General features: G+C 52.6%; 25 protein-coding genes, 2 tRNA genes and 1 pseudogene. 23 read left to right on the forward strand and 5 right to left on the reverse strand.

Translation table 11 applies throughout. The features are described 5' to 3' along the window. The first annotated feature begins 17 nt into the window (after positions 1 to 17). Positions 18 to 1,289, forward strand: coding sequence for an NAD(P)/FAD-dependent oxidoreductase (locus AC2FNV_RS08225; protein WP_367648145.1), 1,272 nt, complete (start codon positions 18 to 20; stop codon positions 1,287 to 1,289). 4 nt (positions 1,290 to 1,293) lie between these two features. On the opposite strand, the gene AC2FNV_RS08230 is transcribed toward AC2FNV_RS08225, so the two are convergent. Then, on the reverse strand, positions 1,294 to 1,995 hold the full coding sequence (locus AC2FNV_RS08230) for an SDR family oxidoreductase (protein ID WP_170603501.1): 702 nt from the start codon (positions 1,993 to 1,995) through the stop codon (positions 1,294 to 1,296). Between the two features lie 105 nt (positions 1,996 to 2,100). Here AC2FNV_RS08230 and AC2FNV_RS08235 point away from each other — a divergent pair, with 105 nt between their 5' ends. Next, positions 2,101 to 2,952: a LysR substrate-binding domain-containing protein gene (locus tag AC2FNV_RS08235; RefSeq protein ID WP_170603503.1), complete on the forward strand. Its 852-nt coding sequence runs from the start codon at positions 2,101 to 2,103 to the stop codon at positions 2,950 to 2,952. On the opposite strand, the gene AC2FNV_RS08240 is transcribed toward AC2FNV_RS08235, so the two are convergent. Next, a complete protein-coding gene (locus AC2FNV_RS08240) occupies positions 2,943 to 3,845 on the reverse strand; it encodes a LysR family transcriptional regulator (protein WP_170477198.1) in 903 nt (300 codons plus the stop codon). The two genes, AC2FNV_RS08235 and AC2FNV_RS08240, sit on opposite strands and share 10 nt — an antisense overlap. A 75-nt stretch (positions 3,846 to 3,920) precedes the next feature. Here AC2FNV_RS08240 and AC2FNV_RS08245 point away from each other — a divergent pair, with 75 nt between their 5' ends. The 6 genes from AC2FNV_RS08245 to AC2FNV_RS08270 all read left to right on the forward strand — a co-directional run bounded on the left by AC2FNV_RS08245 (position 3,921) and on the right by AC2FNV_RS08270 (position 11,704). Continuing rightward, complete coding sequence (locus AC2FNV_RS08245; protein WP_496772949.1) at positions 3,921 to 7,133, forward strand: reductive dehalogenase; 3,213 nt, start codon at positions 3,921 to 3,923, stop codon at positions 7,131 to 7,133. Between the two features lie 128 nt (positions 7,134 to 7,261). Next, a complete protein-coding gene (locus tag AC2FNV_RS08250; protein WP_170603507.1) occupies positions 7,262 to 8,128 on the forward strand; it encodes an FAD binding domain-containing protein in 867 nt (288 codons plus the stop codon). Further along, complete coding sequence (locus AC2FNV_RS08255) at positions 8,125 to 8,604, forward strand: (2Fe-2S)-binding protein (protein ID WP_170603509.1); 480 nt, start codon at positions 8,125 to 8,127, stop codon at positions 8,602 to 8,604. The genes AC2FNV_RS08250 and AC2FNV_RS08255 overlap by 4 nt, the downstream gene beginning before the upstream one ends. Then, positions 8,604 to 10,859, forward strand: a complete 2,256-nt coding sequence (locus AC2FNV_RS08260) for a xanthine dehydrogenase family protein molybdopterin-binding subunit (protein ID WP_170603511.1) — start codon at positions 8,604 to 8,606, stop codon at positions 10,857 to 10,859. Before AC2FNV_RS08255 ends, AC2FNV_RS08260 begins: the two co-directional genes overlap by 1 nt. Further along, positions 10,852 to 11,097, forward strand: a complete 246-nt coding sequence (locus AC2FNV_RS08265) for a MoaD/ThiS family protein (RefSeq protein WP_170477213.1) — start codon at positions 10,852 to 10,854, stop codon at positions 11,095 to 11,097. Before AC2FNV_RS08260 ends, AC2FNV_RS08265 begins: the two co-directional genes overlap by 8 nt. Positions 11,098 to 11,446: 349 nt before the next feature. Then, on the forward strand, positions 11,447 to 11,704 hold the full coding sequence (locus AC2FNV_RS08270) for a hypothetical protein (RefSeq protein ID WP_170603513.1): 258 nt from the start codon (positions 11,447 to 11,449) through the stop codon (positions 11,702 to 11,704). Positions 11,705 to 12,072: 368 nt separating this feature from the next. Here AC2FNV_RS08270 and AC2FNV_RS08275 read toward each other — a convergent pair. Further along, positions 12,073 to 12,147 (reverse strand) — tRNA-Thr (locus AC2FNV_RS08275). Positions 12,148 to 12,230: 83 nt separating this feature from the next. On the opposite strand from AC2FNV_RS08275, the gene AC2FNV_RS08280 reads away from it, so the two are divergent. From AC2FNV_RS08280 to AC2FNV_RS08345, 14 genes are all read left to right on the forward strand, one after another. Then, complete coding sequence (locus AC2FNV_RS08280; protein ID WP_170603514.1) at positions 12,231 to 12,386, forward strand: hypothetical protein; 156 nt, start codon at positions 12,231 to 12,233, stop codon at positions 12,384 to 12,386. Positions 12,387 to 12,392: 6 nt separating this feature from the next. Further along, complete coding sequence (murA, locus tag AC2FNV_RS08285) at positions 12,393 to 13,661, forward strand: UDP-N-acetylglucosamine 1-carboxyvinyltransferase (protein ID WP_170603516.1); 1,269 nt, start codon at positions 12,393 to 12,395, stop codon at positions 13,659 to 13,661. Beyond that, positions 13,658 to 14,134, forward strand: coding sequence for a DUF2948 family protein (locus AC2FNV_RS08290; RefSeq protein ID WP_170477223.1), 477 nt, complete (start codon positions 13,658 to 13,660; stop codon positions 14,132 to 14,134). Before murA ends, AC2FNV_RS08290 begins: the two co-directional genes overlap by 4 nt. Before the next feature lie 112 nt (positions 14,135 to 14,246). Then, a complete protein-coding gene (gene hisD / locus AC2FNV_RS08295; protein WP_170603518.1) occupies positions 14,247 to 15,548 on the forward strand; it encodes a histidinol dehydrogenase in 1,302 nt (433 codons plus the stop codon). A 75-nt stretch (positions 15,549 to 15,623) separates the two neighbouring features. Next, the gene (locus AC2FNV_RS08300; RefSeq protein ID WP_170477228.1) at positions 15,624 to 16,103 is read left to right on the forward strand and encodes a UPF0262 family protein; all 480 of its coding nucleotides are present in this window, start codon (positions 15,624 to 15,626) and stop codon (positions 16,101 to 16,103) included. Between the two features lie 3 nt (positions 16,104 to 16,106). Next, the gene (locus AC2FNV_RS08305; RefSeq protein WP_170477231.1) at positions 16,107 to 16,565 is read left to right on the forward strand and encodes an arsenate-mycothiol transferase ArsC; all 459 of its coding nucleotides are present in this window, start codon (positions 16,107 to 16,109) and stop codon (positions 16,563 to 16,565) included. After that, on the forward strand, positions 16,562 to 16,960 hold the full coding sequence (locus AC2FNV_RS08310; RefSeq protein WP_170477234.1) for a ketosteroid isomerase-related protein: 399 nt from the start codon (positions 16,562 to 16,564) through the stop codon (positions 16,958 to 16,960). Before AC2FNV_RS08305 ends, AC2FNV_RS08310 begins: the two co-directional genes overlap by 4 nt. Next, entirely contained in the window at positions 16,953 to 17,546 is a 594-nt protein-coding gene (locus AC2FNV_RS08315; RefSeq protein WP_170610729.1) for a GNAT family N-acetyltransferase, read from the forward strand. The genes AC2FNV_RS08310 and AC2FNV_RS08315 overlap by 8 nt, the downstream gene beginning before the upstream one ends. Then, positions 17,546 to 18,421, forward strand: a complete 876-nt coding sequence (locus AC2FNV_RS08320) for a carbon-nitrogen hydrolase family protein (RefSeq protein ID WP_496772955.1) — start codon at positions 17,546 to 17,548, stop codon at positions 18,419 to 18,421. Before AC2FNV_RS08315 ends, AC2FNV_RS08320 begins: the two co-directional genes overlap by 1 nt. 91 nt (positions 18,422 to 18,512) lie before the next feature. Then, on the forward strand, positions 18,513 to 18,731 hold the full coding sequence (gene infA / locus AC2FNV_RS08325) for a translation initiation factor IF-1 (protein ID WP_005978431.1): 219 nt from the start codon (positions 18,513 to 18,515) through the stop codon (positions 18,729 to 18,731). A gap of 11 nt (positions 18,732 to 18,742) precedes the next feature. Further along, the gene (locus tag AC2FNV_RS08330; RefSeq protein ID WP_170603526.1) at positions 18,743 to 19,321 is read left to right on the forward strand and encodes a Maf family protein; all 579 of its coding nucleotides are present in this window, start codon (positions 18,743 to 18,745) and stop codon (positions 19,319 to 19,321) included. After that, positions 19,318 to 20,340 carry a ribonuclease E/G gene (locus tag AC2FNV_RS08335; RefSeq protein WP_170603528.1) on the forward strand — a complete coding sequence of 341 codons (1,023 nt, stop codon included), beginning with the start codon at positions 19,318 to 19,320 and terminating at the stop codon, positions 20,338 to 20,340. The genes AC2FNV_RS08330 and AC2FNV_RS08335 overlap by 4 nt, the downstream gene beginning before the upstream one ends. Next, positions 20,337 to 20,519 (forward strand): DNA gyrase inhibitor YacG, encoded by a 183-nt coding sequence (locus AC2FNV_RS08340; RefSeq protein ID WP_170603530.1) that lies wholly within the window; start codon positions 20,337 to 20,339, stop codon positions 20,517 to 20,519. Before AC2FNV_RS08335 ends, AC2FNV_RS08340 begins: the two co-directional genes overlap by 4 nt. Positions 20,520 to 20,598: 79 nt before the next feature. After that, a tRNA-Phe gene (locus tag AC2FNV_RS08345) sits at positions 20,599 to 20,673 on the forward strand. A 469-nt stretch (positions 20,674 to 21,142) separates the two neighbouring features. On the opposite strand, the pseudogene AC2FNV_RS08350 reads toward AC2FNV_RS08345, so the two are convergent. Beyond that, positions 21,143 to 21,550: pseudogene (locus tag AC2FNV_RS08350) on the reverse strand (avidin/streptavidin family protein); the annotation flags it as partial. A gap of 405 nt (positions 21,551 to 21,955) precedes the next feature. Continuing rightward, on the reverse strand, positions 21,956 to 23,935 hold the full coding sequence (locus tag AC2FNV_RS08355; RefSeq protein ID WP_170603534.1) for a bifunctional 2',3'-cyclic-nucleotide 2'-phosphodiesterase/3'-nucleotidase: 1,980 nt from the start codon (positions 23,933 to 23,935) through the stop codon (positions 21,956 to 21,958). A 797-nt stretch (positions 23,936 to 24,732) separates the two neighbouring features. Here AC2FNV_RS08355 and AC2FNV_RS08360 point away from each other — a divergent pair. After that, positions 24,733 to 25,746 carry an SGNH/GDSL hydrolase family protein gene (locus tag AC2FNV_RS08360; protein ID WP_170603536.1) on the forward strand — a complete coding sequence of 338 codons (1,014 nt, stop codon included), beginning with the start codon at positions 24,733 to 24,735 and terminating at the stop codon, positions 25,744 to 25,746. The last annotated feature ends 16 nt before the right edge of the window (positions 25,747 to 25,762 follow it).

Consider the following 25,762-nt stretch of genomic DNA (forward strand, 5'->3'; position numbering starts at 1 on the left):
CAGGGAACTATCTGTCTGTGAATTCTGTTGATCATTCGTTGTGGCGGAAGACCTGTGCTGAAAAGGTCGAAACGAATTCATTAACCGGGAGTGTTTCGGTTGATTTGGCAGTAATAGGCGGCGGTTACACGGGCTGTTCTGCAGCCCTTACAGCCGCAAAGGCGGGTGCTGCGGTTTGCCTACTTGAAGCGGAAGAGATCGGTCATGGCGGCTCTGGTCGCAACGTAGGGTTGGTAAACGCGGGGCTTTGGCTGCCTCCGAAGAAAATCCGCGAACGCCTGGGAGAGCAGGTTGGGAATCGGCTAATTCAGCTTTTGGCGGCAGCCCCTGCCGAGGTTTTTAAGTTGATCGAACGTCATCAAATCGATTGCGATCCGCTTCAAAATGGAACATTGCATTGCGCCCATTCAAGGGTGGGCGAGATGGATCTCAAGTCACGGTACGCCCAATTAAAAGAATCCGGAGCGCCAGTAGAATTGATTTCCGCAGAAGATACGAAATCCAAAACAGGCAGCGACCAGTTTCAAGCGGCGCTGTTTGACCCGCGTGCGGGGACGATCCAGCCATTGGCTTATTGTGTGGGACTGGCCCGAGCAGCGTCGCAGGCAGGTGCACAGATATTTGAACAAAGCGCGGTGCTGTCGCTTGATTATCTGGATAACCATTGGGTTTTGGCCACGTCGAATGGTACAGTACACGCCAAGGCCGTTATTCAGGCCACAAACGCTTATCATCAAAACCTAAATCTGACGCGACCGCAGTATGTTCCGATGTACTTTTTTCAATACGCGACAGCCCCACTAGCCGAAAATCTTCGTGCCTGCATACTGTCAGGTGGTGAAGGATGCTGGGATACCGAGTTGATTATGACATCGTTCCGTATGGATCGGGATGGTCGATTTATTATAGGCGGAATGGGTGATTTGAGCAGTTTTGGGCGCTCTTTTCATCATGGTTGGGTTAGGCGCAAACTTTCCGCGCTTTTTCCTTCGCTTGCGGATCAGCCCTTGGTTGACGAATGGCACGGCAGAATTGCTATGACCTCTGATCATTTACCAAAGATTATAAAACTCGGCCCAAATGTTTTGGCTGTGCACGGGTTTTCTGGGCGCGGGATCGGGCCGGGCACGGTTTTCGGCGGGATGATGGCCGAAAGCCTGTTGAAGGATGACCTGGCCCGGTTGCCAATTGCACCAGTGGCTCAATACAATGAGTCATGGACGCGGACGCGCCGGACTTTTTTTGAGACCGGCGCAGCGCTTACTCACCTGTTCAAGGCACGTTCTTAGCGGATTACACTGATCGCGTTATGCCACCGTCCACCCGAATATTTTGGCCGGTGATGTATCCACCGCCTTCAGAGGCCAGCAGGGAAACAACCGAGGCAATCTCATCATAACTGCGGCCATAACGACCCATCGGAATGCGGGCGCGGAATTCTTCCTTTTCCGGAAGGCTGTCGATGAACCCGGGCAGGACGTTGTTCATTCGGATGTTCTCAGCCGCATACTTGTCAGAAAAAAGCTTGGTAAAGGCCGCAAGTCCTGCTCGAAACACGCCGGATGTCGGAAATACCGGGTCGGGTTCGAAGACGGCAAAGGTCGAGATATTGATGATTGAACCGCCACCCTGTTCTTGCATTATTGGCGTCACCAGCCGGGTCGGACGAACCGCGTTCAGAAAGTATACTTCCATACCGGCATTCCAGTCTTCATCCGACAGTTCCAAAATGGGCGCTCTTGGGCCGTGGCCAGCTGAATTGACCAAAACATCTACACGTCCCCAATGTGACATTGCCGCGTCGACCAGTTTTCTCAGATCATCGTTGGATTGGTTCGACCCCGTAATCCCCACGCCCCCCAATTGTGCGGCCAATGCCTCGCCTTTGCCCGAGGATGACAAAATTCCAACTTTGAAACCATCTGTCGCCAACCTACGTGCCGCGTCAGCGCCCATTCCACTGCCGCCTGCGGTGATCAATGCCACTTTCGTCATTTGTTTTTCTCCTTTCTTTGTTTGTCGGCATTTTGCAATCTGCGCGGGCGTTTGACCAATCAGTTCTTCTGACTTTATGTTGTAGAAAAACTACTGTTAACGGTCATGTCGGCACTACCCCCACTCAATTCCATTCGCGCCTTTGAAGCTTCGGCAAGGCATCTGAATTTCCGTTTGGCCGCTGCTGAGCTAGGTGTCACTCAGGGTGCAGTTGCACAGCACGTTCGTGGGCTGGAGGCCCGACTAGGGCAGGCCCTGTTCGAACGGTTGCCCCGCGGACTGAGATTGACCGAGGCTGGTCGTCGTTTTCATTCTCCGTTGCGACGGGCATTTAGGTTGATCGAAGAAGCTGTGGACGACCTATCGGGCCATCGCCAAATAACTATCTCCGTCACGCCAAGCTTTGCGTCGAAATGGCTCGTTCCGCGCCTTAACGACTTTATAAGAAAGAACCCGGAAATAGCGGTGCAAGTAGATGCGCGTGAGCGTTTGGCGGATTTCAGAACAGATGGTGTGGACATTGCTGTTCGGCAAAGCCGCGGGCCAATTGGCGACGGCTTCAATGCAAAGCTGTTGTTTTCGAACGAGTTCATTCCCGTATGCAACCCCTCGCTGGGCGACCAAATTTCCGTTCCAAATGACCTGATGCGTTTTACCTTATTAACCGACTCACATGGTCTGTGGCCGCTGTTCCTTGAACGGGTCGAAGTGGCGGGTCGGGCTAGGACGATGAGCTTTAGTCAAACAAGCCTTGCGATTGATGCGGCAGTATCGGGGCAGGGAGTGGCTTTGGCGAACGCTGCATTAGTCGCATCTGAGCTCGCTTCAGGCGAGCTTGTTCAACCACTGAAAGAAACCTTGTTCGACGATCTTGTTTTTTTCGTCGTTGCCCCCCTAAAGCCCCGCCAACCCGAACTTGTTTCGCTTATGCGCGACTGGCTTCTTTCTCAGGCTTGAAGGTTGGCGGCAATCGCTTCGACCCGCGTGCGCAACCAGCGATGCGCAGGATCATTCGCGGATCTCTGATGCCAAACCATGTATATGTTCACAGGTTCGCAATCGAACGGGAGTTCTGCGCAATCCAAACCTGCCAGGGGTCCTTTCTTCATCAGTGCTGTGTCCGTCGAGATCAAATCGCTGCCTTTTACAAACGATGGGATCGCGTTGAAATGGGGCAGTGTCACCGTTGCAGGGTTAATCTGGCTCTGGTCGACGCCGCGCATAACGCTGCGGGCGCTGCGACCATCGGCAAAACGCACGTCGACATGCTCGCTTTGGCAATAAGTTTCCCAACTGTCCGGCGGATCGCGTCTGCTGGCGTCAAAAAATATCATCAAAGGGCTGGTTAAGAGCCGCTTTTGAAAGATATCTGGACCATCTGGCGGTAACGGCGTCAGCATCATCTGACACCGGTCACTTCGTAGCAATTCAGGGTCTGGTACTCCGGAAGATATGAACTCCAATCTCAATCGGACGTTCTCGGCGCGGACAGAACGCAGGAGATCGGGAAAAATTAACTCACGTGGCATGTCATTAGCAGCGATCTGAATATTGATTTGTTCAGACAATGGATCAAAAGGTCGCTCTTGGGTCAGAGCACGCATTCCATCCAGAACAAGCTGCGCCGGGTCTTTCAACGCCAACGCGCGTTCGGTCGGGGTCAAGCCTTGTCCCGAACGTACGAACAATGGATCTCCCAAAATTTGTCGCAACTTTGATAGTGTGTGACTGATCGCCGACTGCGTGACCCCAAGCCGATCCGCTGCTTTTGAAACCGAACTTTCCTGTAAAATTGTCAGAAAGACCCGTAAAACCTTTCCATCCAGTTCAGTAAAATCAATTTTCCTCATACCATCTATGATTATCTATGAATGGTTTTGCTGTCTACGGCGGGATACGTCACGATAACAATCAGGAGGCACGCGATGGGTATCCGTTTTTTCTCGGACAAAAACCGCCCCGTTCACATGGGGCCGTATCCGTTGGAACGGTTGGCGCGGCAATCTCGGATGCCGGATCTGTCGCAGGTTAAACCCATGCGGCGTCTCAACTTTCATCGACCTGAGCGTCCTGAAAACATCGTAAACGCGATGGGTGAGTTTCAGGCCATGATGGATGCCATCCGAGACGGAATTGTTAATCCAGTGATTTCAGAAATCCCAACCGATCCGGTCGAGCGAACAAATCATTTAAAAGCCTTTGGTTACTTCAATGATGCATCGATGATGGGGTGCGGTCCATTGCCATCTGATGCGTTCCTACCCGAGCCGCGACGAAATCCCGATATCGACCGTTTGGCTAATGCGTTAAAAACTCGTCAGACAAAAACGTTGGCTTCGGGCATCGATGTCATAATGGCTGATCTAAAAGAGAGCATGGAAGCTGCACCTGGCTCGATAGAGAACCACAGGCATTCAATCGTTTTTCTTTATGAACATCACCGGGACCCGGAACCGTCTGAACCTGGCTCTGACTGGATATTGGATGCTCAGGATCACCGAGCCTGCCTGAGGGCCACGGAAAATGCAGTCGTCATAGCAAATTACATCCGACTTTTGGGATTTGACGCGCGGGCTCATACATCCATGTCGTCAGAAGTTGATTTAGGCAAGTTGGCAGTAGCTGCAGGGCTGGCTTCGGTCGAAAACGGCGAGCTAGTTGCGCCTTGGTTGGGCCGACGCTTTGGCCTCGCCGCCGTAACGACAGAACTGGAACTCTCCCATGATCAACCTTTGTGTCCGCTGGCACAGCAGCCTTGGTTTCGTACGCAAGGACCGGCTTGGTGGCTGGGTGCCGGATTTGCCAAGAACGCGTTGAACCGAGACGCTTATGCCAAGCGGAGGTATGTGGACGGCGCGCATCCTTTTGAAAAACTCAAACGAGTCGACAACCCGACAACGTATATCGACGAAGAGAATGTTGCGCGCGTACCCAAGCGGGCAGACATGTTCGCGCGCGCCCAATTTGGTGATATGGGCAAGGCGCTGCAGGACAGTGCGAAAGGTGGTTACTATGTTCGCAAGTCGGCGCCGAGTTTTGCGCAGCGTCGGGCATTGGGTGCTTTTGTTCTCTTACAGGACGGCGAAAGCGCCAATGACGTAAGACCCTCAGATCCGGTCAGAAATGCCGAAAACATCAAGGCCGCCAGTTATTTCCTAGGTGCCGATGCCGTGGGCCTTAGCAGATGCCCCGAGTGGACTTGGTATTCTCACGACGCAACCGGAGAAGAGATTAAACCGCCCCATGATCAGGCGGTCAGTATGATCATTGACCAGGGTTATGAGACAATGGAAGGCGCAAGCGGCGACGATTGGATAAGCGTTGCCCAGTCTATGCGCGCGTATTTGAGGTTTTCGCTGCTCGGTGGGGTGATAGCCCAACAAATCCGCAACCTTGGATATAAGGCCAAAGCCCACACGGTGATGGATGGTGAGGTTCTGCAACCTCCGTTGCTGCTGCTGTCAGGATTGGGCGAAGTCAGCCGGATCGGTGAGGTTATTCTAAACCCCTATTTGGGCCCTCGCCTGAAATCGGGTGTGGTTACGACCGATATGCCGATGACTCATGACAAACCTATCGACTTTGGCCTGCAATCGTTTTGCGAAAGTTGCAACAAATGCGCCCGTGAATGCCCTTCTGGGGCAATCACGGCAGGACCAAAACTTATGTTCAACGGCTATGAGATCTGGAAGTCCGACAGTCAAAAATGTGCCACGTATAGGATCACGACGCCGGGCGGCGCCATGTGCGGGCGGTGCATGAAAACCTGCCCGTGGAACCTTGAAGGTATTTTCAAAGAACGTCCCTTTAGATGGGCGGCAATGAACGTCCCTGCCGCCGCACCTGTGCTGGCCAAATTGGATGACGCCGTCGGAAATGGTGGCTTGAATGATATCAAGAAGTGGTGGTGGGATAACGAACTGCAAGCTGACGGGGCCTATCGCCCATCGGCTAATCCGCTAAATCGGCGGGACCTGCAAAGGGATTTGGACCTGAAATACGAGGATCAGACCTTGGCCGTCTATCCCGCGAATCTGGCACCGCACCCATGGCCGTACCCTTTTGCAATGGACCGCGAAGCAGGTATCGCCGCGTATCGGACCATGGTCTCGGCCGAGGAATATAAGGCTCGAAAGTCGGATGGTGATCTTTCGGTTGTCCATCACTATCGAATTGCAGGGGATGCACCGGTCATGAGGGTCGAGCTGACCCTGGCGGACAAAATGACTGCAAATGTGAGTAAATATGAGTTCTCTGCCTTGGATGGCAAACCATTACCCAAATGGACAGCGGGGGCGCATTTGGATGTTTTGGTGGCCCCAGAATTCCTGCGGCAATATTCCATGTCTGGTGACCCGTCCGACCGAAGCATCTATCAGATCGGCGTCCTTCGCGAGGATGAAGGGCGGGGCGGGTCCGCGCTTTTACACCGAATTTTTCAGGAGGGCCGAAAGGTTTTCATTTCAAAACCGATCAACCATTTCGAACTTGAGGAAACCGCATCAAGAACTTTTTTGATGGGCGGTGGAATCGGAATCACGCCGATGATTGCATTTGCCCATCGTTTGCATGCGTTGCAGCTTCCGTTTGAATTACACTATTCGGCCAGCAAGAGGGATGCGGCAGGGTATCTGGAGGACTTGACCGCAATGCCTTGGGCGGATCAGGTTCATTATCACTTTTCTGATGAAGGTACGCGCGCCGACCTGGATGTTATTCTGGGCAGTTACCGAGAAGGTTGGCACGTTTATACGTGCGGACCAGATCGCTACATGGATGGAGTCATTCAGGCTGCGGAACGCCAGGGTTTTCCCGAGGAAGCCCGACATCTTGAGTATTTTTCAGTTCCTGAGCAACCTGAATATGAAAATCACCCGTTCAAGCTGCGTTTGGTGCGTTCAGGACGAGAACTGGTTGTTCCGGCAGACAAGAATGCGGCACAAGTGCTGAACGAAGCGGGTATCCATGTGGACGTAAAGTGCTCGGATGGAATATGCGGTGTCTGCAAATGCGGTTTAATTTCTGGCGATGTCCAGCATCGAGATTTCGTTCTTTCCAACAAACAACGTGAAGGCGCGATCATCCTTTGCCAAAGCCGAGCTGCCCTAAACGAAGGTGTTATCGAGATCGATCTATAGAGCCCTTTTCAGTCAAGGGTCGCTGCGGTAAAAAATAGGTCGCTCCTGCCATGGACGTTGGTCGAATGCTGCACTAACGTCCCCTCCGAACCCCAGTAGACCCTGATCCACAGGTGCGAGGTAAATTCATGGATTATCACAGCCCCGCCAACTTTGCAGAAGCTTCGGCTCTGGCATCCAAGGCGACGGGAATCACTCGGTTTTTAGCAGGTGGTACAGATGTTCTGGTACAGCTGCGTTCGGAACTTGTGACGCCTGATACGCTGATCGACATCAAGAAAATAGATGGCGTGCGGGACATTACACGAAACGCTGACGGTAGCTGGACGCTTGGTGTCGCAGTGACAGGCGCCGAGATGAGCGAACATCCCGATTTGGGTAACGACTGGCCCGGATTGGTCGAAGCAATGGACCTGATCGGTTCGACCCAAGTGCAAGGTCGCGCAACGCTTACCGGCAACTTGTGCAATGGCTCTCCGGCCGCTGATTCCGTTCCAGCCATGATCGCTGCTGGGGCGACGGTGACCGTAACCGGACCGAAAGGCGACCGAGAGGTTGCAGTGGAAGACATCCCAACTGGTCCTGGGAAAACTGCGTTGACCAAGGGTGAGGTAGTTTCTGCAGTAAACATTCCGTCCCGAGGAGAGAGTGGTGGTGACGCGTACCTGCGTTTTATCCCACGCACCGAGATGGACATTGCCGTCGTCGGTGTCGGGGTTAATCTGCGTTTGGACGGTGACAAGATCACCGAAGCCCGCGTTTCGCTCGGTGCAGTTGCGCCGACCGTTTTACTGGTTGAAGATTGCGCCAACGCGATCATCGGCAGCTCGCTTGATGATGAAGCTTTGGAAGCACTGGCTGTTGCGGCCTCGGCAGCGTGTAACCCGATTGATGACAAACGGGGCACGATTGAGTTCCGTACCGAGGTCGCGGGTGTTCTCGCAAAGCGTGCCGCTAAAATCGCCTATGCCCGTGCGAAGGGAGAACAAGCATGAGCAAGTTTCACGTAACTACTCAGGTCAATGGGGATGAAGTTGAATTCCTTTGCGACCCACGCGAAACCCTACTTGATTGTCTGCGGGACAAGCTGAACCTTACCGGCGCTAAAGAGGGCTGCGGAACAGGTGACTGTGGTGCTTGTTCGGTTTCGGTTGATGGCCGTCTCGTCTGTTCCTGTCTGATGCTTGGCGTGGAAGCCGAAGGAAGGGCAATAGAAACAGTCGAAGGCCTTGCCGATGGTAAAGTATTGCATCCGCTGCAGCAAAAATTCATCGAACACGCGGCGCTGCAATGCGGTATCTGCACGCCGGGTATACTGGTTGCAGCCAAAGCGCTGCTGGAAAAGAACCCGGACCCGACCGAGGAAGAAACTCGTTACTGGCTGGCAGGCAATCTTTGCCGTTGCACGGGTTACGACAAGATCATTCGCGCCGTTATGGAGACGGCGGCTGAAATGCGGGAGGCTTCGTAATGGCACTCGACGATCGCAAATCTCAATTCACTTTTGTTGGCACAAGCCCGGATCGACCGGATGGTTTGGACAAAGTTACCGGACGCGCCAAATTTGGGGCAGACGCTTATGCACCAGGGATGTTGCATGGAGCGATTCTTCGTTCACCGCATGCGCATGCTAGGATCGAGAAGATAGACACCTCAAAGGCGGAGGCGCATAAGGACGTAAAGGCGGTAGTAACCCGCGCTGATTTTGCCGATGTACCGTTTAAACCAGGGCTTGAGGGCGAATTCTGGAATGTTCTAGAAAATGTTATGGCCGGAGATAAGGCGCTGTACGACGGTCACGCAGTTGCGGCGGTCGCTGCGACTTCAGCACTGTCGGCGCGTGATGCACTAAAGCTGATCGACGTCGAATACGAAGTGTTGCCACATGTTACCGACGTAGACAAGGCAATGGCCCCGGATGCTCCGGTCATTCGGGAGGGCGCCGCTGATTATTCTGTTCCTGAAGGGATGCACCCAAACGTCGTGCGTTATCATGAAAGTGGACATGGCGATGTCGAGGCCGGCTTTGCCGAAGCCGATCTTGTAATCGAGGATAGTTTTGTAACAGAAGCGACCCATCAGGGCTATATCGAACCTCACGCGTGTCTGGCATCGCTCGGCAACGATGGGAAAGGTGAGCTGTGGTGCACGACGCAAGGTCACTGGATCGCCCAAAAAACCTGCGCTGCACTGTTAGGGATTGAAACCGCGCAACTGCGCGTTACGGCGTCCGAGATAGGCGGCGGGTTTGGCGGTAAAACCACCGTTTTCATCGAACCCGTCGCACTTGCGTTGAGCCGCAAGGCCAATCGCCCTGTGAAGATCGTGATGACGCGGTCCGAAGTCTTCAGAGCTACCGGTCCGACCTCATCTGCCTCAATGGATGTAAAGATCGGTATGAAGAAGGACGGCACAATTTCAGCCGCTCAGGGCGTATTCCGTCTTCAGGGTGGGGCTTTCCCCGGCGCACCGGGCGACTTAACGGCGATGTGCGCCTTCGCCCCTTACAATCTGACCAACGTCAAACAGACCGGTTACGACGTGATGTCAAACCGTCCAAAGCAAGCCGCCTATCGCGCGCCGGGTGCGCCAATGGCGGCTTTTGCCGTTGAATCGGTGATTGACGAGATGTGTAATGAACTGGGTCTTGACCCCGTCGAAGTTCGACTGAAAAACGCTGCACACGAAGGTACTAAAGCCAGCTTTGGCCCCAGATACGAACGTATTGGTTTGGTCGAAACGCTCGAAGCTGCGAAGGCGCATCCTCACTATTCAGCGCCGCTTAAGCCGGGGCAAGGTCGTGGAATATCCTGCGGGTTCTGGTTTAACCACGGCGGCGAAACCTCGGTCTCATTGGCGCTGTCCGAGGATGGATCGGCCCAGTTGATGGTCGGAACGCCGGATATCGGCGGCTCTCGGGCCTCGATGGCATTGATGGCCGCCGAAGTTCTGGGCATTCCTTATGAGAATATTCGGGTCACTATCGCCGATACAGCGACGCTTGGGTACAACGACGTGAGCCACGGCTCCCGCGTGACTTATGCGTCAGGTTTGGCTACGATCAAGGCCGCCCATCATGCCGTCGAAAAGCTGTGTGAGCGGGCGGCGGCAAAGTGGGGTATTCCTGTCGATGCTGTAAAATGGGAAAACGGCTGCGCAGTACCCTCGGGTTCCAACGCAGGTGACTTCGATCCGATGCCATTGGCAGATATTACCGCAGACATGGGCTCGACTGGGGGTCCTATCTCGGGCCATTTCGAAGCCACTCCAGAAGGCGCCGGGGTTTCGTTTGGAACTCATATTGTGGACGCCGAGGTCGACCCTGAAACCGGAAAGACCAGCATCACGCGTTACACGGTTATTCAGGACGCGGGCAAAGCCATCCACCCTTCCTATGTTGAAGGTCAATTTCAAGGTGGTGCGGCACAAGGCATCGGTTGGGCGCTGAACGAAGAATATGTTTATGGCGAAGACGGTCGATTGCAAAATTCGATATTCCTTGACTATCGCGTTCCGGTAGCCAGTGACCTTCCAATGATCGATACAGTTATTGTCGAGGTACCCAACCCTGGCCATCCGTTTGGCGTTCGTGGGGTCGGTGAAACCGGGATTGTTCCGCCTCTTGCGGCTATCGCCAATGCCGTTTCAAATGCAGCCGGTGTGCGGATGCGGCAACTGCCTATGTCTCCGCCGCGCATCTTGGCCGCGCTGAAGGGCAATGGTTGAAGTTCATCTCTGGTCTGGTCTCCGCTCATTGACCGGAGGCCAGCAAGTTGTTGAGGTGCAAGCGCGCACGACCGGAGAATTGTTGCGCGAACTCGTGCGTATCCATCCTCAGCTGAAGGGCCCGATTGACGCTGGTGTGTCAATCGCCGTCGATGGCCGCGTCATTGCCACGGGTTTGACCGAACCAATTCCGGAGGGCAGTGAGGTTTATCTGATGCAACGCTTAAGAGGGGGCTGACGCGGGGAATTGCAGCACAGATAAATACCGCCTTAATAAGGTAAAAAACAAAAAGGCATTTTGCTTTTAGGCCATTGTCTTCGTTCAACTTTCAAAGAATATGCAATTGGCTTTCAATGCTGAAAAAACGGTGACTTTGGTTTTTCTCAGCAAAACCTACTAGTCTTATTAGATACCGTAAATCGCGATGATCAATTCGACTAAGAAGCTACTTCGTTAATTTCTTCAAATATTGTTTGCAGACCAACTTCTTACAATAAAAATAGACAAAAACGAATTATTGAGTACATTTAACCTTGGCAACTTAGATTACATAGTTTCCGTGTTTTAACCAGTTTCGGGGGAAATTATGAAAAAGACTAAAATAGCTATCATAAGCGCATTTACGGCATCAATGATCCTAGCGGCACCTGCTTTCGCAGTTATAGAAGAGCCGGATCCGGATCCGGAACCAACTACAAGAGGCGATAACGGTTGGGGTAACGGACCCGACAGCACCAACGCTGGAAGCTTTTCCGGAGGCACAGCGTCATCAAAGAGTACAAACGGTACAGAACGGAATGACAGGAATTATCCTGATGCTCTAGATAAGTTCGACGGGCGTTAAGATTTGTGTGGCGGCAGCGCTTTATCGGTGCCGCCAACCCAGAATAATGTATTACAATCAACGATTGTCCAAAAATCTGTGAATTGCGGTTGAGCATTCCAAACTAACCTGTTGGAGATGCCGCAAGCGCTGAAATTGCTGATCAATAACAGAGGCTAACACTTTTGTCGTGTAGGTAAGTGCACAACATTTCTGCAATCTTTGGTCATACATTCAGCCGAAAACCCGTCTACTGTAATGACGATAAATCCAACCTAAAACCAGCCTAAGACTTGCCGCACTTTTGCTGAGCGATGATGTGCGCAATGCATAAGCGCGCTGCTGCGAACGGGGGCGTGGAAAGGGCGATCAGATAAGTGATATATTTATGGTGCTGCTGGAGAGAATTGAACTCTCGACCTCTCCCTTACCAAGGGAGTGCTCTACCTCTGAGCTACAGCAGCACTGTGGGCGGGTGATTAGACTCAAAAGAAACGTCGCGCAAGGGTGTCTGGACGGTTTTTTGTCTCTCCTGTAGAGAAAGACAATGGCAGACAAAAATTCAATAAAAAAACACGACAATTCTGGCGGTGCGCGCGAAGACCGACTGAAAGCAGCGCTGAAAGCCAACCTTGCACGGCGAAAGGCGCAGGCCAAGGCGCGTGCGGCGGCAGAGGCTAAGCCGGATCAGAATGAGGAATAAGAGCAAATGGATTCGATATTGGTTACGGGCAATGGGCCGCTCAGTGGTCAGATACCGATTGCGGGTGCAAAAAATGCCTGCCTGACCCTTATGCCTGCGACCTTACTGAGCGAAGACCCACTCACACTGACAAACGCGCCAAGGTTGAGCGATATCAAAACAATGACGCAACTACTGCAGTCGCTTGGTGCAGAGGTCTCGTCATTGCAGGATGGACAGGTCTTGGCGATGTCCAGCCATGATCTGACAAGCCATACGGCAGACTACGACATCGTGCGGAAAATGCGGGCTTCCAATCTTGTTCTGGGCCCTATGCTGGCGCGCCTTGGGCAGGCTGTGGTTTCTTTGCCGGGTGGATGTGCGATTGGTGCTCGGCCCATGGATTTGCATGTCGAAGGGTTGGAAGCTTTGGGTGCTGAGATTGAGTTGAAAGACGGGTATCTGCACGCCAAGGCCTTGGGGGGTCTTAAGGGAGCCGTGCACGAGATGCGTTTTGCTTCCGTTGGAGCGACTGAGAACATTGTCATGGCCGCAACTCTGGCCAAGGGCACGACTGTTCTGAAGAATGCAGCTCGCGAGCCTGAAATCGTGGATTTAGTCAATTGTCTGCGCAAAATGGGAGCCCAGATTGCGGGTGAGGGGACATCAACCATCGAGATTCAAGGCGTCGACCGTTTGCATGGCGCCACGCATCAGGTTGTTTCTGATCGGATCGAACTCGGCACCTATATGCTGGTTCCCGCAATTTGCGGCGGTGAGGTCGAATTGCTAGGGGGGCGGAAATCGCTGGTGGAATCTTTTGCGTCCAAGTTGGAAGAGGCTGGCGTGAGTATTTCGGAGACCGCCAAAGGCCTAAAGGTGTCGCGCAAGAATGGGCCAGTGACATCGGTAGATGTCATTACCGAACCGTTTCCGGGGTTTCCGACCGACCTGCAGGCACAAATGATGGCGCTTATGTGCACAGCCCAAGGAGTTTCTGTTTTAGAGGAACGCATTTTCGAAAACCGCTTCATGCATGCCCCGGAACTTGTTCGCATGGGCGCACAGATCGAAGTTCACGGCGGTACGGCGAAGGTCACTGGCGTCGATCAGCTAAAAGGTGCACCTGTAATGGCGACCGACTTGCGGGCCTCGGTCTCTTTGATTTTGGCTGGTTTGGCAGCCGAAGGTGAAACGACGGTCAGCCGAGTATATCATTTGGACCGCGGATACGAACATGTCGTGGGAAAGCTGGAAGGCGTGGGCGCAAAGATTGAACGGATAAAGAGCCAATGACCGATGCGAGTTTTGAAGACGGGCGCGAAGCCCCGCTGAATTTGGGTGCGGAAGACGCGGATGATTTGCAGGTCATTTCGACACTTTCGCAGGATGCTGTATTTCCAGTAACAGAGATGAAGTGGCGGCCTGCAGACCGTCAATTTGCACTGCTGCTGAACCGTTTCCGGTGGGAAGATAAGGATGCCGCAGCCCAACGTGGCCGTTCTTTCGAGCGTGTTCAATCGGTATTGATGTTCGCCTCAGTCCTTTCAGTCGCCAGTCAGGGTATCGATAGAAACGACAAGGATATGATCCTGTCCTTGTTGTCGATCGATTTCGAGCCGGGTGAAGATGGAGCTGGTCAAATACTACTGACATTGGCGGGCGACGGAGCGATAAAACTGCGTGTCGAAGCGGTGGATGCCACACTGAAGGACGTAACCCGCCCTTATCAGGCTCCCTCTGGCCATGTGCCGCGCCATCCGGAATAGATCTCGCATTTTCATTATCTTCGGAAGGCAAATTGCAGCACTTGACCAACCGAGGGTTGAGGGTGGCCAATTCGGGCTTTAAGACCCGACTAAACGCTTGAGAGTATATGCCATGCCTGCCTTTCTCGACACCGGTTCACCTGAGTTTGAAGCTTCGTTTCAGGCGCTGCTGACTGCTAAACGCGAAGACAGCCCCGACGTTGATGCAGTTGTTGCGCAGATCATTGAAGATGTGCGTAATCGGGGTGACCAAGCGGTGATCGAATTCACTGCCAAGTTTGACCGGCTAGAGTTGACGCCAGAGACCCTGGCATTCAGTGCAGATGAGATCAGCTCTGCTACAAATCTTGTATCAGACGATGATTACAACGCACTTGAAATGGCTGCCGAGCGAATTCGGGATTATCACTCGAAGCAGATGCCGGAAGACCAACAATGGACTGACTCTAATGGTGCGACGCTTGGCTGGCGGTGGTCTGCTGTATCTGCTGCCGGCTTGTATGTGCCGGGCGGTCTGGCTTCGTACCCGTCTTCGGTCTTGATGAACGCGATCCCAGCGAAAGTGGCTGGCGTTCAGAAGTTGGCTATAACCGTTCCAACGCCAGATGGGCAGGTCAATCCGATGGTTTTGCTTGCGGCAAAGCTGGCTGGGGTGGACACGATTTATCGAATTGGCGGCGCTCAGGCTATCGCAGCGTTGGCCTATGGGACTGAAACCGTTGCTCCAGTGGATAAGATTACAGGCCCGGGAAATGCTTTTGTTGCCGCTGCGAAACGGCGGGTTTTCGGCAAGGTTGGAATCGACATGATTGCCGGGCCTTCCGAGATTCTTGTCATAGCCGATAAAGACAATGATCCAGATTGGATAGCGTTGGACCTACTGAGCCAAGCGGAGCACGATGAGAGCGCCCAGTCCATCTTAATTACCGATAATGCGGATTTCGCAAGGGCCGTTGCCCAAGCTGTTGAGAGGCGATTGGAAACGCTGGAGCGCCGCACAATCGCCGGTGCCAGCTGGCGTGACTTTGGCGCCGTGATAGTAGCGCGTGATCTGGATGAGGCCGCCAACCTTTCGAACCGCATCGCGCCGGAACACTTAGAACTGTGTGTTTCAAATCCAAATAAGCTAAGCGCCAAGACTATTCACGCAGGGGCTATTTTTCTGGGTCAATACACGCCGGAAGCGATCGGAGACTATGTTGGCGGCCCGAACCACGTTTTGCCAACGGCTCGATCGGCCCGGTTTTCCTCAGGTCTTAGCGTGATGGACTTTCTCAAGCGCACGACGCTCAGCCAGATGACGCCCGAGGCGTTACGCGCCATCGGCCCTGCAGCCGCTCAATTGGCCCGATCCGAAAGTCTCGAGGCGCACGGTTTGTCGGTGCAAGCAAGGTTAGATCGACTGAACGGCTAAGACGTCGCGGCAGTCCATTGCCCCGCCGGAACGGTTGATATACTTCTGATCCGAACTGACTGGACCAACCTGAAAATGACCCGCATTTCACAAATCGAACTGGACGACAGAAACCTTCCGCCTCCGACGCCGGAGATCGAGCAAGAGCGCAAGGTAGCGATCTACGATCTGCTAGAAGAAAACTCATTCTCTTTGCCAGCACGGGATGATCGGGCCGTGCCCCAAGGTCCATATCATGTTCAGTTGTCAATACGGGATAAGCGGCTGGTTTTCGATATTTCCACCGAACAGGAGGAAAAGGCGGCTGAGTTTCATTTGTCGCTTGGCCCGTTCAGGCAGGTTGTCAAAGACTATTTCCAAATCTGCGAAAGCTATTTTGACGCGGTCAAATCACTGCCGCCCAGCCAGATCGAAACGATCGACATGGCGCGCCGTGGCATCCACAATGAAGGTAGCCGTGTTTTGCAGGAACGACTTGAAGGAAAGGCAGAGGTCGATACCGACACTGCGCGCCGGTTGTTCACGCTAATCTGCGTATTGCATTTTGGGGGCTGACACGTGAAACCCTTGCCGCAGTCGGTCCTGTTTTGTTGTGACCACAACGCGGTTCGTTCTCCCATGGCTGAGGGTATCATGAAAAAGTTTTATGGCACCGGGACGTATGTTCAATCCGCCGGTGTCTACAACGACATGGAGATCGACGGTTTCTGCATCGCGGCCTGTCAGGAAATCGATGTTGAGTTGTCCCGCCACAGGTCCCGTTCATTTGATGAGATGCAAGATTGGGGCGACGATCTGAGCTCTTTTGACCTGATCGTCGCACTTTCACCAGCGAGCCAACGAAAAGCATTGGAATTAACCCGGATTTTTCATTTGGACGTAGAGTACTGGCCAATCATGGACCCTACTGGAATGGGTGACACACGCGAACAAAAACTGCATCACTATCGTCAGACCCGGGATCAGATCATCCATCACCTAAAGGAAAAATGGGGCGACCCGACGGAGCTACAATGAGCGCGACTATCAAAACCTACTTTGAAGCCTTCAATGCCGGTGATGTCGAAGGCATGTTGGATTGCCTTACGGAAGATATCGCACACCATGTCAACGAAGGTGAGATACGTGTCGGAAAAGAAAAATTTGCAGCGTTCTGCGCTCATATGAACCGCTGTTACAGCGAAAACCTGACTGATATTGTGATTTTCGAGGCCGCAGGCGGTTCACGCGGAGCCGCAGAGTTCGTCGTTAACGGCAAATATCTGGAAACAGATGATGGGTTGCCCGCGGCAAATGGCCAGCCCTATCGCTTGCCCGCAGGATCTTTTTTTGACCTCAGCAAGGGAAAGATTACCCGCGTAACGACCTATTACAACTTGTCTGATTGGATCAGGCAGGTTTCCAATGGCTGAAGTGATCGAAGTTCGGCCATTGACCGGTTCTGCATTGAAGGATGCATTGGTCGAAGTCGCGCGGTTGCGGATCGAGGTTTTTCGCGACTGGCCATACCTTTATGACGGCGACTTGGAATATGAACGAAAATATTTGCAATCTTATCGCGATAGCAAAGAAGCCATTATTGTTGGTGCGTTTGATGGAGAAAATTTGGTTGGTGCGTCAACAGGGTCCCCGCTGGTCGACCATTCAGAGGATTTTTCAGCCGCATTCGAAGGAACAGCGTTTGATTTGAGCGAGATTTTCTACTGCGCGGAATCTGTGTTGTTGAAGGATTATCGTGGCAAGAGAGTCGGTCACAAATTCTTTGATCTACGCGAAGCACATGCCCGCCATCTGGGATTCTCCAAATCGGCGTTTTGCAGCGTTCAACGGCCTGAGGAGCACCCAATGCGCCCTAAGAATTACCGACCGTTGGATTCATTTTGGCGTGCGAGAGGATATCAACCAATCCAGGGGGTTGTCGCTCAGTTTTCGTGGAAGGATATTGGCAATAAGAACGAGACCGCAAAGCCACTCCAATTCTGGTTACGGGAACTGTGATGATAGTCGCCACCGCCGCATATCCGCTTGACTGGCTTGAAAGCTGGGCGCAGTACGAAGATAAGCTGGCGCACTGGGTCGACGACGCCGTCGAACACGGCGCACAGCTGTTGGTGTTTCCCGAATATGGTGCAATGGAGTTGTCCACGTTGGAAGGGATTGACGTTGCCCGCGACTTGGAACGCTCCATCCATGCTGTGTCAGACCGGGTCGAAGAAACCATCGAACTGCACAGACGCCTCGCCCAGGAGCAAAACGTTTATATTCTGGGCAGTTCCGCTCCGGTCTTGGATGGTTCGGGCCGCCCGGTCAACAGGGCCATTCTCTACGCACCTGACGGTGTTCACAAGCACCAAGACAAGCAGATCATGACCCGTTTCGAACGTGAAACGTGGAACATTGCAGCGGGCGGGCCACTTAAGCTGTTCGATACTGCATTGGGTAAAATCGGCATTCTGATCTGTTACGACAGCGAGTTCCCTTTGCTGGGACGTGCCCTGCAGGACGCGGATCTGATCCTTGTACCGTCCTGTACCGAAGCTCTTTCCGGATATTGGCGCGTTCGCATAGGGGCGATGTCCCGCGCGTTGGAAAACCAATGTGTTTCGGTGATGTCTTCTTTGGTCGGCGAATATGCGTGGTCGGAGTCGGTCGATGTGAATACAGGGATGGGCGGCGTGTTTGGGCCGCCTGACGTTGGGTTCCCTTCAAACGGTGTCTTGGCAGAGGGCACAATGAACCAACCCGGCTGGACATATGCCGAGGTTGATCTGACTGCCATTTCCACCGTCCGAGCGGATGGAAGAGTGCTGAACAGGGCACATTGGATCGAACAGCAGCCCCGAGTCGATTCGGTCACAATCTGTGCTCTTTAAGTGATTCCGCCCTTGAATTAGCGCCCAAATACGCTCATTTAGGCGCACACCTCCGCAGATTCTGCGGGTGCAACGTAATGATGGAGATAACATGGCCAAGGAAGATACGCTCGAATTTCCCGGTGTCGTGAAGGAACTCCTGCCTAATGCGACGTTTCGGGTCGAGCTGGAAAACGGCCATGAGATTATCGCACATACAGCAGGTAAGATGCGTAAAAACCGCATCCGCGTTCTGGCTGGCGACAAAGTACAGGTCGAGATGACCCCATATGATCTGACTAAGGGTCGGATCAACTACCGCTTTAAGTAACGCAGTTTTCAATGGCGTTCATTCTTGGATCGGGCAGCCCACGGCGGCTGGACCTGCTGTCTCAGCTTGGTGTAATACCCGATATCATCGTTGCGCCCGACATTGATGAAACGCCAATGAAAGGGGAATTACCTGTTCCCTATTGCCACCGAATTACTCGGGCCAAAGTCACTGCGGTCCCCGCAGACCATGATGACATAACCCTTTGCGCGGACACTACTGTTGCTTTGGGTCGCCGCATTTTGGGAAAGCCAGAGGATGCCGGGAATGCCGCGGAATTTCTGCATTCTTTGTCTGGGCGTCGGCACAGGGTGATCACCTCAGTTGCTGTGCGACGCGGCGATAAGGTTTTGCAAAGGGACGTGATCAGCCAAGTTAAAGTCAAACGCCTTTCGGATATTGAGATTAATGCCTATCTCGCGACTGGCGACTGGAAGGGCAAGGCAGGTGCCTATGCGATTCAGGGGCCAGCTGGGGCATTCATTCCATGGATTTCCGGATCTTTCACCGGCATCGTTGGGCTGCCTCTGGCTGAAACCGCTGCGTTGTTGCAAGGTGTTGGATATCCGTTGTACCGAGAGGCGCCATGAAGGGTCGCACAATCGTTCTGGACGAGATTCAAGGACGCAAAGCCGCCGCTTTGATGGTGGATGGCGTTCTGGAGGACTTTCTGATCGCTGCGGACGCTCCGCCCGTCGGTACAATCTATCGTGCGCGGGCAGACCGACCTGTGAAAGGGCAGGGCGGCATGTTCCTGACGACACCTGACGGTTCAGTTTTTCTGCGTCAGGTCAAAGGACTGGCACCGGGCGCCCACATCCTCGTGCAGGTCACGGGGTATGCAGAGCCAGGAAAGGCAATCCCGGTTACCAACCGCCTTTTGTTCAAAAGCCGATATGCGATAGTGACGCCAGATGCGCCAGGTTTGAACATCTCGCGCCGCATTCAAGATGAAGAGCTTCGCAACCAATTGTTGGAAATCGCACATACTCAGATGGCGGACAGCCCCTACGGTTTGATCCTTCGTTCTTGCTGCCTGACATCTGATCCAGAAGAGATTGCGGAAGACATTTCAGCCATGCGCGCGCAGGCTGAGCAAGTCATGTCTGACATCGGAAGTGAATGTGAAACACTCAGCGATGGCGACGACCCACATATATTGGCTTGGCGCGATTGGACTGATCCGGCCGAAGTCGTGACGCGACCTGGAGGTTTCGAAGCATATGGGGTTCTGGACGCCTTGGACGCTGCTTTGGGCGTTTCTGAACCATTGCCGGGCGGCGGTTCGCTCTTTATCCAACCCACACGGGCTTTGGTCGCGATTGACGTGAACACAGGCCGTGACACTTCGCTGGCCGCAGGCACGAAAGCTAATTTTGCATGCGCCAAAACCTTGCCTCGCGCACTGCGAGTTCGGGGTTTGGGTGGTCAGGTTACTTTGGATCTTGCACCTATGCCAAAAAAGGATCGCCGAGGCTTTGAGGCCGCATTGCGCAAGGCGTTTAAATCCGATCCCGAGGAAACGATCCTTGCCGGGTGGACACCTCTTGGTCATTTTGAATTGCAGCGAAAACGTGGTCGCGTACCAGTTTCGGAGACGCTGAAATGAGTTGCCCGATCTGTGGAGAGGACACATTGAAAAAGTTCCGCCCATTTTGTTCAAAACGCTGTGCGGACATAGATTTGGCAAAATGGCTAAACGGGTCCTACGCTGTTCCTTCGCAGCGCGAAGAGGACATGGAAGCAGACGTTGAGGTCAACGTGCCTGGGGTACCCAAGCCACATTGAAAAAATGTGAAAAAGCCTCTGGACACTGCCAGTGCCAAGTCATAGAACGCCTCCACCCAACGGCGGAAGCCGTTCCGGTGCCCGGGTAGCTCAGGGGTAGAGCAGTGGACTGAAAATCCTCGTGTCGGTGGTTCGATTCCGCCCCCGGGCACCATGTTTCTCAATAACCGAATCGTGCAACTGATTTGAATGCACTAAGACGCACTTCCATTGGCCGAAATGGTAAATTATCGCCACGTTTTCATCCAGGGAGCTGAGGCGCTGTTTCGGCTATCGCATTCTTTATATTGCTTATGCGCTGTGATTTTTTTTTGAACAAGATAGCAATTTTTCTGGACCTAAACGTGACAACGATATCGGGCATAAAGTCAGTTATCGTGTGAGACTCCTCGCCTTCTCCAGTAGACATGGCTCGTGAGTTCACGAAGAGAGTGGCAGCATTATTCACATATTGGACTTGATGAGTTGAGCAGCCGCTTAGCTGGCAACAAATCAAGTGGCCGAAGGTTGGCTCGGGAAATGCGATCCAACACTTCATTAAAGCGCTGGATCGGTTCCGTTTCAAGTTTCCCAAACCCTATCCAGCCCATGGATTAGCTCGGGCGTTTGCAATAATTGTCTGGTCAACTCGGCTCAACAACAATGTGATCAGGGTCGCTGCTTAGTCGCGTGAAACGGTCGGTTCCCGACCAGGCAATTACCCACCCATACTGGTCCTCATGTTCTCCGTCTGCAAGATTGGGCACCAAATTCCAAAGCGTCTGCAAAGATTCTCTGGCCGGGTTGTCTGGGTTAGGTAAAATTTGTCCCGCCCATGCTGTAAGCGAGTGAATGTCCCTGTCTCCGGCAAAGTACCTGAAACTTACACTAAATGTGATTTGATCCAGCGTTACATACCCGCTGAGCGGGCTTTTGACATTAAAGGGAATGCTGCCCTTTGCCGTTTGATAAGTCCCGGTTATCCGAAAATGCTCGGTATCGTCAGGCGTACCAGTTTTCTCTGTTACGACGCCCCGAATTCTCATGACAGAACCCTTTTGGTTTTACCATGTACCTATCCAGCGTGATTGAGCATCAGAATACTCAGACATAAATTATTCTCCTGAATCATAACTAGAAAACCCGTAATCTCTGTCCTAATTCCTCTATTCTACTAATTTAATTGATCGAATAAAGGAATTTGAAGAGATTCAACGCGTTTGACACTTATGTCTGGGTTTAATGTTTTTAACGTACCTTTTTTGCTTGGTAATTAAGTTTGACAATAAATTGAATGGATTTATTTAAATGAGTTTATCAAATACGTAATTTTTAAAGACTCACAAACATGAATATCGACAGCTTTATGAACCAAGTTGGTGAGTTCAATGAAAGCTGCCGACTTTAATTGCCGTATTTAAATTAGCCGTCAACGACGGAAGTTTGTCCTGGGGTAGCTACAGCTTGATACGGAATGCAGCGAAGCCATCGGCACCGTCACCGGCATCTTCGATTGAGACACCTTTGACGTCATTTATGTAATCGCGCGCCTTTGGTCCGGTTTCAAACAGGACCGTGGTGTCTTCAATCGGGGCGAATGACCAGTTGGCATCTGCCTTGGGGTCTATCGTGCCTTTTTCGACAATATAGCGGACAATCACATCTCGATTTGTGTCTGGGGCTTCAAAGACGATTGTGTCGCCTTTCGCACCTGGGAAAGAGCCCCCCCCTGAAGCACGATAATTATTGGTCGCAATGATGAACTCCATATCATCTGTAACTGGCGTTCCGTTAAACTGCAGGTTCACGATCCGAGCAGCCTCGGGGTTTGCCTCTTCACCTTTTGGTCCAAAGCGGGATGGTTGCGACAAGTCGATCTGATAAGTAACGCCGTCCATCACATCAAAGTTGTATGACGGAAAAGACGGGTTGAGCAGAATGGCGTCTTTCGAGCCCGGTTCAACCTGATTGAACATACCTGCCGAACGTTCCAACCAACCGCGAACCTGCGCCCCGTTTATGCGAACTGCCCGCACTGTATTCGGGTACAGATAGAGGTCCGCCACATTTTTTATTGCGACGTCACCCACCGGAACATCAGTATAGTAATCTGGTCCACCGCGGCCACCTGCCTTGAACGGCGCTGCGGCTGACAAAATGGGTAGCCCCTCATGTTCTGTCCCTTTAAGCATCTGCTCAACGTACCATTTTTGTGCGATCGACACGATTTGGACAGAGGGGTCATCTGCGACAAGCGCAAAGTAACTATGCAACGGGGCCGACGTCTTTCCGACCGCCCGCCGGACATATGCCAGCGTTTGATCGTGATCGTCGGCTACCGAATTCAGCACGTTTTGATCATCACCGACCAAGGGGGTGATTGAACGATCCTCATTGCGCTTCGAGATCGGGCGTGCCTCTGAAGTTGTTGTAACGACGCGCCATTCATTCCCGTCGCGCTCAAGCAGCAGGTCTAAAAGACCAAGGTGCGAACCCCAAAATCCACCCATTACAGCAGGTTTGCCCATGAGGGTTCCCTTTTCGACATCAATACCGGGACGATCGGCAAATGTCTCTGACGGAAATACAAGGTGGTTGTGGCCAGTTACCAACGCATCAATCCCGTCAACACCGGCCAAAACAACCGATGCATTCTCCATTCCATCTGAATGTTCAGCGGCACCAATTCCCGAATGAGACAAGGCAATGATCAGGTCGCAGCCTTGCTCCTTCATCTCGGGCATGTAGGCCTGTGCCGTTTCGATAATGTCACGGGCTTGAACGTTGCTTTCAAGATGCTTGCGATCCCAGTTCATGACCTGCGGAGGGGTAAACCCGATCACGCCGATCTTGATCGGATGTCTGGCCCCGTCACCCATTTCGATTTCCCGATCTAGTATGGCGTAAGGTTTAACAAGCGTTTTGTCGTCGCGGGGATTTCCACCCTTTTCCTTTACAATATTTGCCAGAACAACGGGGAAGTCGGCTCCGGCCAAAGATTTATCCAAGAAATCCAGCCCATAGTTGAATTCGTGGTTGCCCAGCGTTGCAGCGTCATACCCCACGGTGTTGAATGCGTTGATAATTGGGTGGCTATCGCCTTCTTTCATGCCGCGCTCGTAGGCAATATAATCGCCCATAGGATTACCCTGCAAAAAGTCTCCGTTGTCGACTAGCAAGGAATTCGTCGCCTCCGCGCGAATTTCATTGATTATTGAGGCTGTTCGCGAAAGGCCCACTGTGTCACGCGGTTTATCCGCGTAGTAGTCGTACGGGAAAACGTGCACATGGATATCCGTTGTCTCCATGATCCTTAAATGAGCCTGATTGTTGGCTGCTGACGCGGAAAAAGGATGTAACGAGATAGCAGCGGCGCTGGCGCTGGTTGCTACGAGAAACTTACGACGAGAAATTGCACTGAGGTTGGACAAGGACATCTGACACCTTTCAAGAGTGTTGGGCGACGCGATTTGTGGATGTCCTGCACGACAGTGGTATGACAATAGTCATTTACGTGACCATTGTGCCGACATCAAAACCACTGTGCCCTTTACAAGCGTATCTTGCAAACCAATGCATGCATAACGGCGACCTGCTCAAAAATACTCAGATACAGTTCATGATATTCCAGCAATGGTTGAACGGTTTGTCGTCAGGGCGGGCGTCTCTTTATTCGAGACTTCGGCGGAATGGTTTTCCCGAGCTGGCGTCAATCACCAGACTGCCTGCATTTATGACTCGAATTCCATTCACAAGGACTGTCTGCACGCCATCAGCAGGTCGGTTTGCGTTCTAAAATTTAGCCAGATTTTCCAGGGCTGCAGGACCAAATACGACTGTGCCGGCGCACATCCCGAAATACAGTCGTCACTTTCGTAACTTCGAACTGCGCCGGTCTCGTCAAAGGAAGATCAAAATACCGCGTCAAAGGCGATCATCACTGAACGGTGCGTGATGGAAGCATCCAAAGGCGCAAAAGCATCGGGATCGATAACTCACCCGCCCAATGGGACTTGGTCATAGTTTTGGGCGAAACTGATTGTGGCAAACATTAAAAATGGTAACTGATCACTCAGTGCAAAACACTATCCCCCGTATCTTCAGTCTGATCACTCTACCTATCCCTCTGTTCCTAATGGCTATATTTCGAAATTTACTTAAAATGGTGATCGAGCCTCAATTGTGTATTGGCCCGGAAAGAATTTGAAGTGCTGCCCTAACAAGGGAATTCCAAATGCGAAATTTTGCTAAGAACCTTGCTCTCGTCTTGATAAGTGTCTGCTTTGCAACAGCCATCGCCGAAGGTCTGTTGCGGTTATCGTTCGGAGCGGAAACGTTCCGTTACGGCTGGGAGGCAGATTACTGGCGAGCTTTGCGAAAGACTGAAGGTTGCTCTGCGCCCGAGCATGGAGATCTCGAAATCGACAAGAATCTTGGGTGGCGGATGCGACGCGGGTACTCGAATGGTGCAACCTCGCATGACGAGAACGGTTACCGCAATTCGACTGGGCGCGTCTTATTCCCCGCTTCCAGACCGATAGTGGCAATTGGGGATTCATTTACTTATGGTCTGGGTTTGCCGGACAGTGCGACCTATTCGTCGCGCCTTCAGGAGTTGACCGGACGTCGCGTCTTAAATTTTGGAGTGAACGGGTTTGCTGTAGATCAAGCCTTGATGTATTGGGAGAGCGAGGCGCGCGCATTTAAACCGGATCTCGTTGTTTTAGGTTATTTTTCGGACAATTTTCACCGCAACGCTCATCGAATTCGCGGTCTGCCCAAACCCGGATATGATCTTTTGCCGGATGGTAGTCTTGAGGCGTTTGCAGTGGGCAATTGCGATGATCTTGTTGAAGGCGTCAGTTTGTGGCGATTGCCGACCCTAATTCAATGGTCTTTGAGAAAGTTCTTGGATAAGGCCGCGGGTTATCCGGTTCAAATGCTCGAGCAACGTCGAGACCTCAGCCGCGCGGTGCTTTCGGAACTGCGTGACTCGGTTGCTGCTGAAGGAGCTTCTTTGGTTGTTTTGTTGATTCCACATTGCGCTCATCCGCAGGATGGTGCGTACGGAGATTGGGTGCTCAGCCGTACAAAAACAGATTGCTCGGAACTGGGATTGAATTGCATTGACTTCAGCGACAAAACCGATGTCGAAGATTTCGGAAACAACTGCCATTGGTCGGCGGCCACTAACTCTCTTGCCGCCGAGCGAATTATCCAAATGTTCCCACAATTTAAGGCCGACTGACGGATCCCGGCGCCCA

The organism is Ruegeria sp. BHSA163 (genome assembly GCF_059613365.1).

Excerpts from the sequence above, each read along its gene's own strand:
- AC2FNV_RS08230 (WP_170603501.1), bottom strand. The coding sequence starts at position 1,995 with ATGACGAAAGTGGCATTGATCACCGCAGGCGGCAGTGGAATGGGCGCT.
- AC2FNV_RS08235 (WP_170603503.1), top strand. The coding sequence starts at position 2,101 with ATGTCGGCACTACCCCCACTCAATTCCATTCGCGCCTTTGAAGCTTCG.
- AC2FNV_RS08240 (WP_170477198.1), bottom strand. The coding sequence starts at position 3,845 with ATGAGGAAAATTGATTTTACTGAACTGGATGGAAAGGTTTTACGGGTC.
- AC2FNV_RS08245 (WP_496772949.1), top strand. The coding sequence starts at position 3,921 with ATGGGTATCCGTTTTTTCTCGGACAAAAACCGCCCCGTTCACATGGGG.
- AC2FNV_RS08250 (WP_170603507.1), top strand. The coding sequence starts at position 7,262 with ATGGATTATCACAGCCCCGCCAACTTTGCAGAAGCTTCGGCTCTGGCA.
- AC2FNV_RS08255 (WP_170603509.1), top strand. The coding sequence starts at position 8,125 with ATGAGCAAGTTTCACGTAACTACTCAGGTCAATGGGGATGAAGTTGAA.
- AC2FNV_RS08260 (WP_170603511.1), top strand. The coding sequence starts at position 8,604 with ATGGCACTCGACGATCGCAAATCTCAATTCACTTTTGTTGGCACAAGC.
- AC2FNV_RS08265 (WP_170477213.1), top strand. The coding sequence starts at position 10,852 with ATGGTTGAAGTTCATCTCTGGTCTGGTCTCCGCTCATTGACCGGAGGC.
- AC2FNV_RS08270 (WP_170603513.1), top strand. The coding sequence starts at position 11,447 with ATGAAAAAGACTAAAATAGCTATCATAAGCGCATTTACGGCATCAATG.
- AC2FNV_RS08280 (WP_170603514.1), top strand. The coding sequence starts at position 12,231 with ATGGCAGACAAAAATTCAATAAAAAAACACGACAATTCTGGCGGTGCG.
- murA (WP_170603516.1), top strand. The coding sequence starts at position 12,393 with ATGGATTCGATATTGGTTACGGGCAATGGGCCGCTCAGTGGTCAGATA.
- AC2FNV_RS08290 (WP_170477223.1), top strand. The coding sequence starts at position 13,658 with ATGACCGATGCGAGTTTTGAAGACGGGCGCGAAGCCCCGCTGAATTTG.
- hisD (WP_170603518.1), top strand. The coding sequence starts at position 14,247 with ATGCCTGCCTTTCTCGACACCGGTTCACCTGAGTTTGAAGCTTCGTTT.
- AC2FNV_RS08300 (WP_170477228.1), top strand. The coding sequence starts at position 15,624 with ATGACCCGCATTTCACAAATCGAACTGGACGACAGAAACCTTCCGCCT.
- AC2FNV_RS08310 (WP_170477234.1), top strand. The coding sequence starts at position 16,562 with ATGAGCGCGACTATCAAAACCTACTTTGAAGCCTTCAATGCCGGTGAT.
- AC2FNV_RS08315 (WP_170610729.1), top strand. The coding sequence starts at position 16,953 with ATGGCTGAAGTGATCGAAGTTCGGCCATTGACCGGTTCTGCATTGAAG.
- AC2FNV_RS08320 (WP_496772955.1), top strand. The coding sequence starts at position 17,546 with ATGATAGTCGCCACCGCCGCATATCCGCTTGACTGGCTTGAAAGCTGG.
- infA (WP_005978431.1), top strand. The coding sequence starts at position 18,513 with ATGGCCAAGGAAGATACGCTCGAATTTCCCGGTGTCGTGAAGGAACTC.
- AC2FNV_RS08330 (WP_170603526.1), top strand. The coding sequence starts at position 18,743 with ATGGCGTTCATTCTTGGATCGGGCAGCCCACGGCGGCTGGACCTGCTG.
- AC2FNV_RS08335 (WP_170603528.1), top strand. The coding sequence starts at position 19,318 with ATGAAGGGTCGCACAATCGTTCTGGACGAGATTCAAGGACGCAAAGCC.
- AC2FNV_RS08340 (WP_170603530.1), top strand. The coding sequence starts at position 20,337 with ATGAGTTGCCCGATCTGTGGAGAGGACACATTGAAAAAGTTCCGCCCA.
- AC2FNV_RS08355 (WP_170603534.1), bottom strand. The coding sequence starts at position 23,935 with ATGTCCTTGTCCAACCTCAGTGCAATTTCTCGTCGTAAGTTTCTCGTA.
- AC2FNV_RS08360 (WP_170603536.1), top strand. The coding sequence starts at position 24,733 with ATGCGAAATTTTGCTAAGAACCTTGCTCTCGTCTTGATAAGTGTCTGC.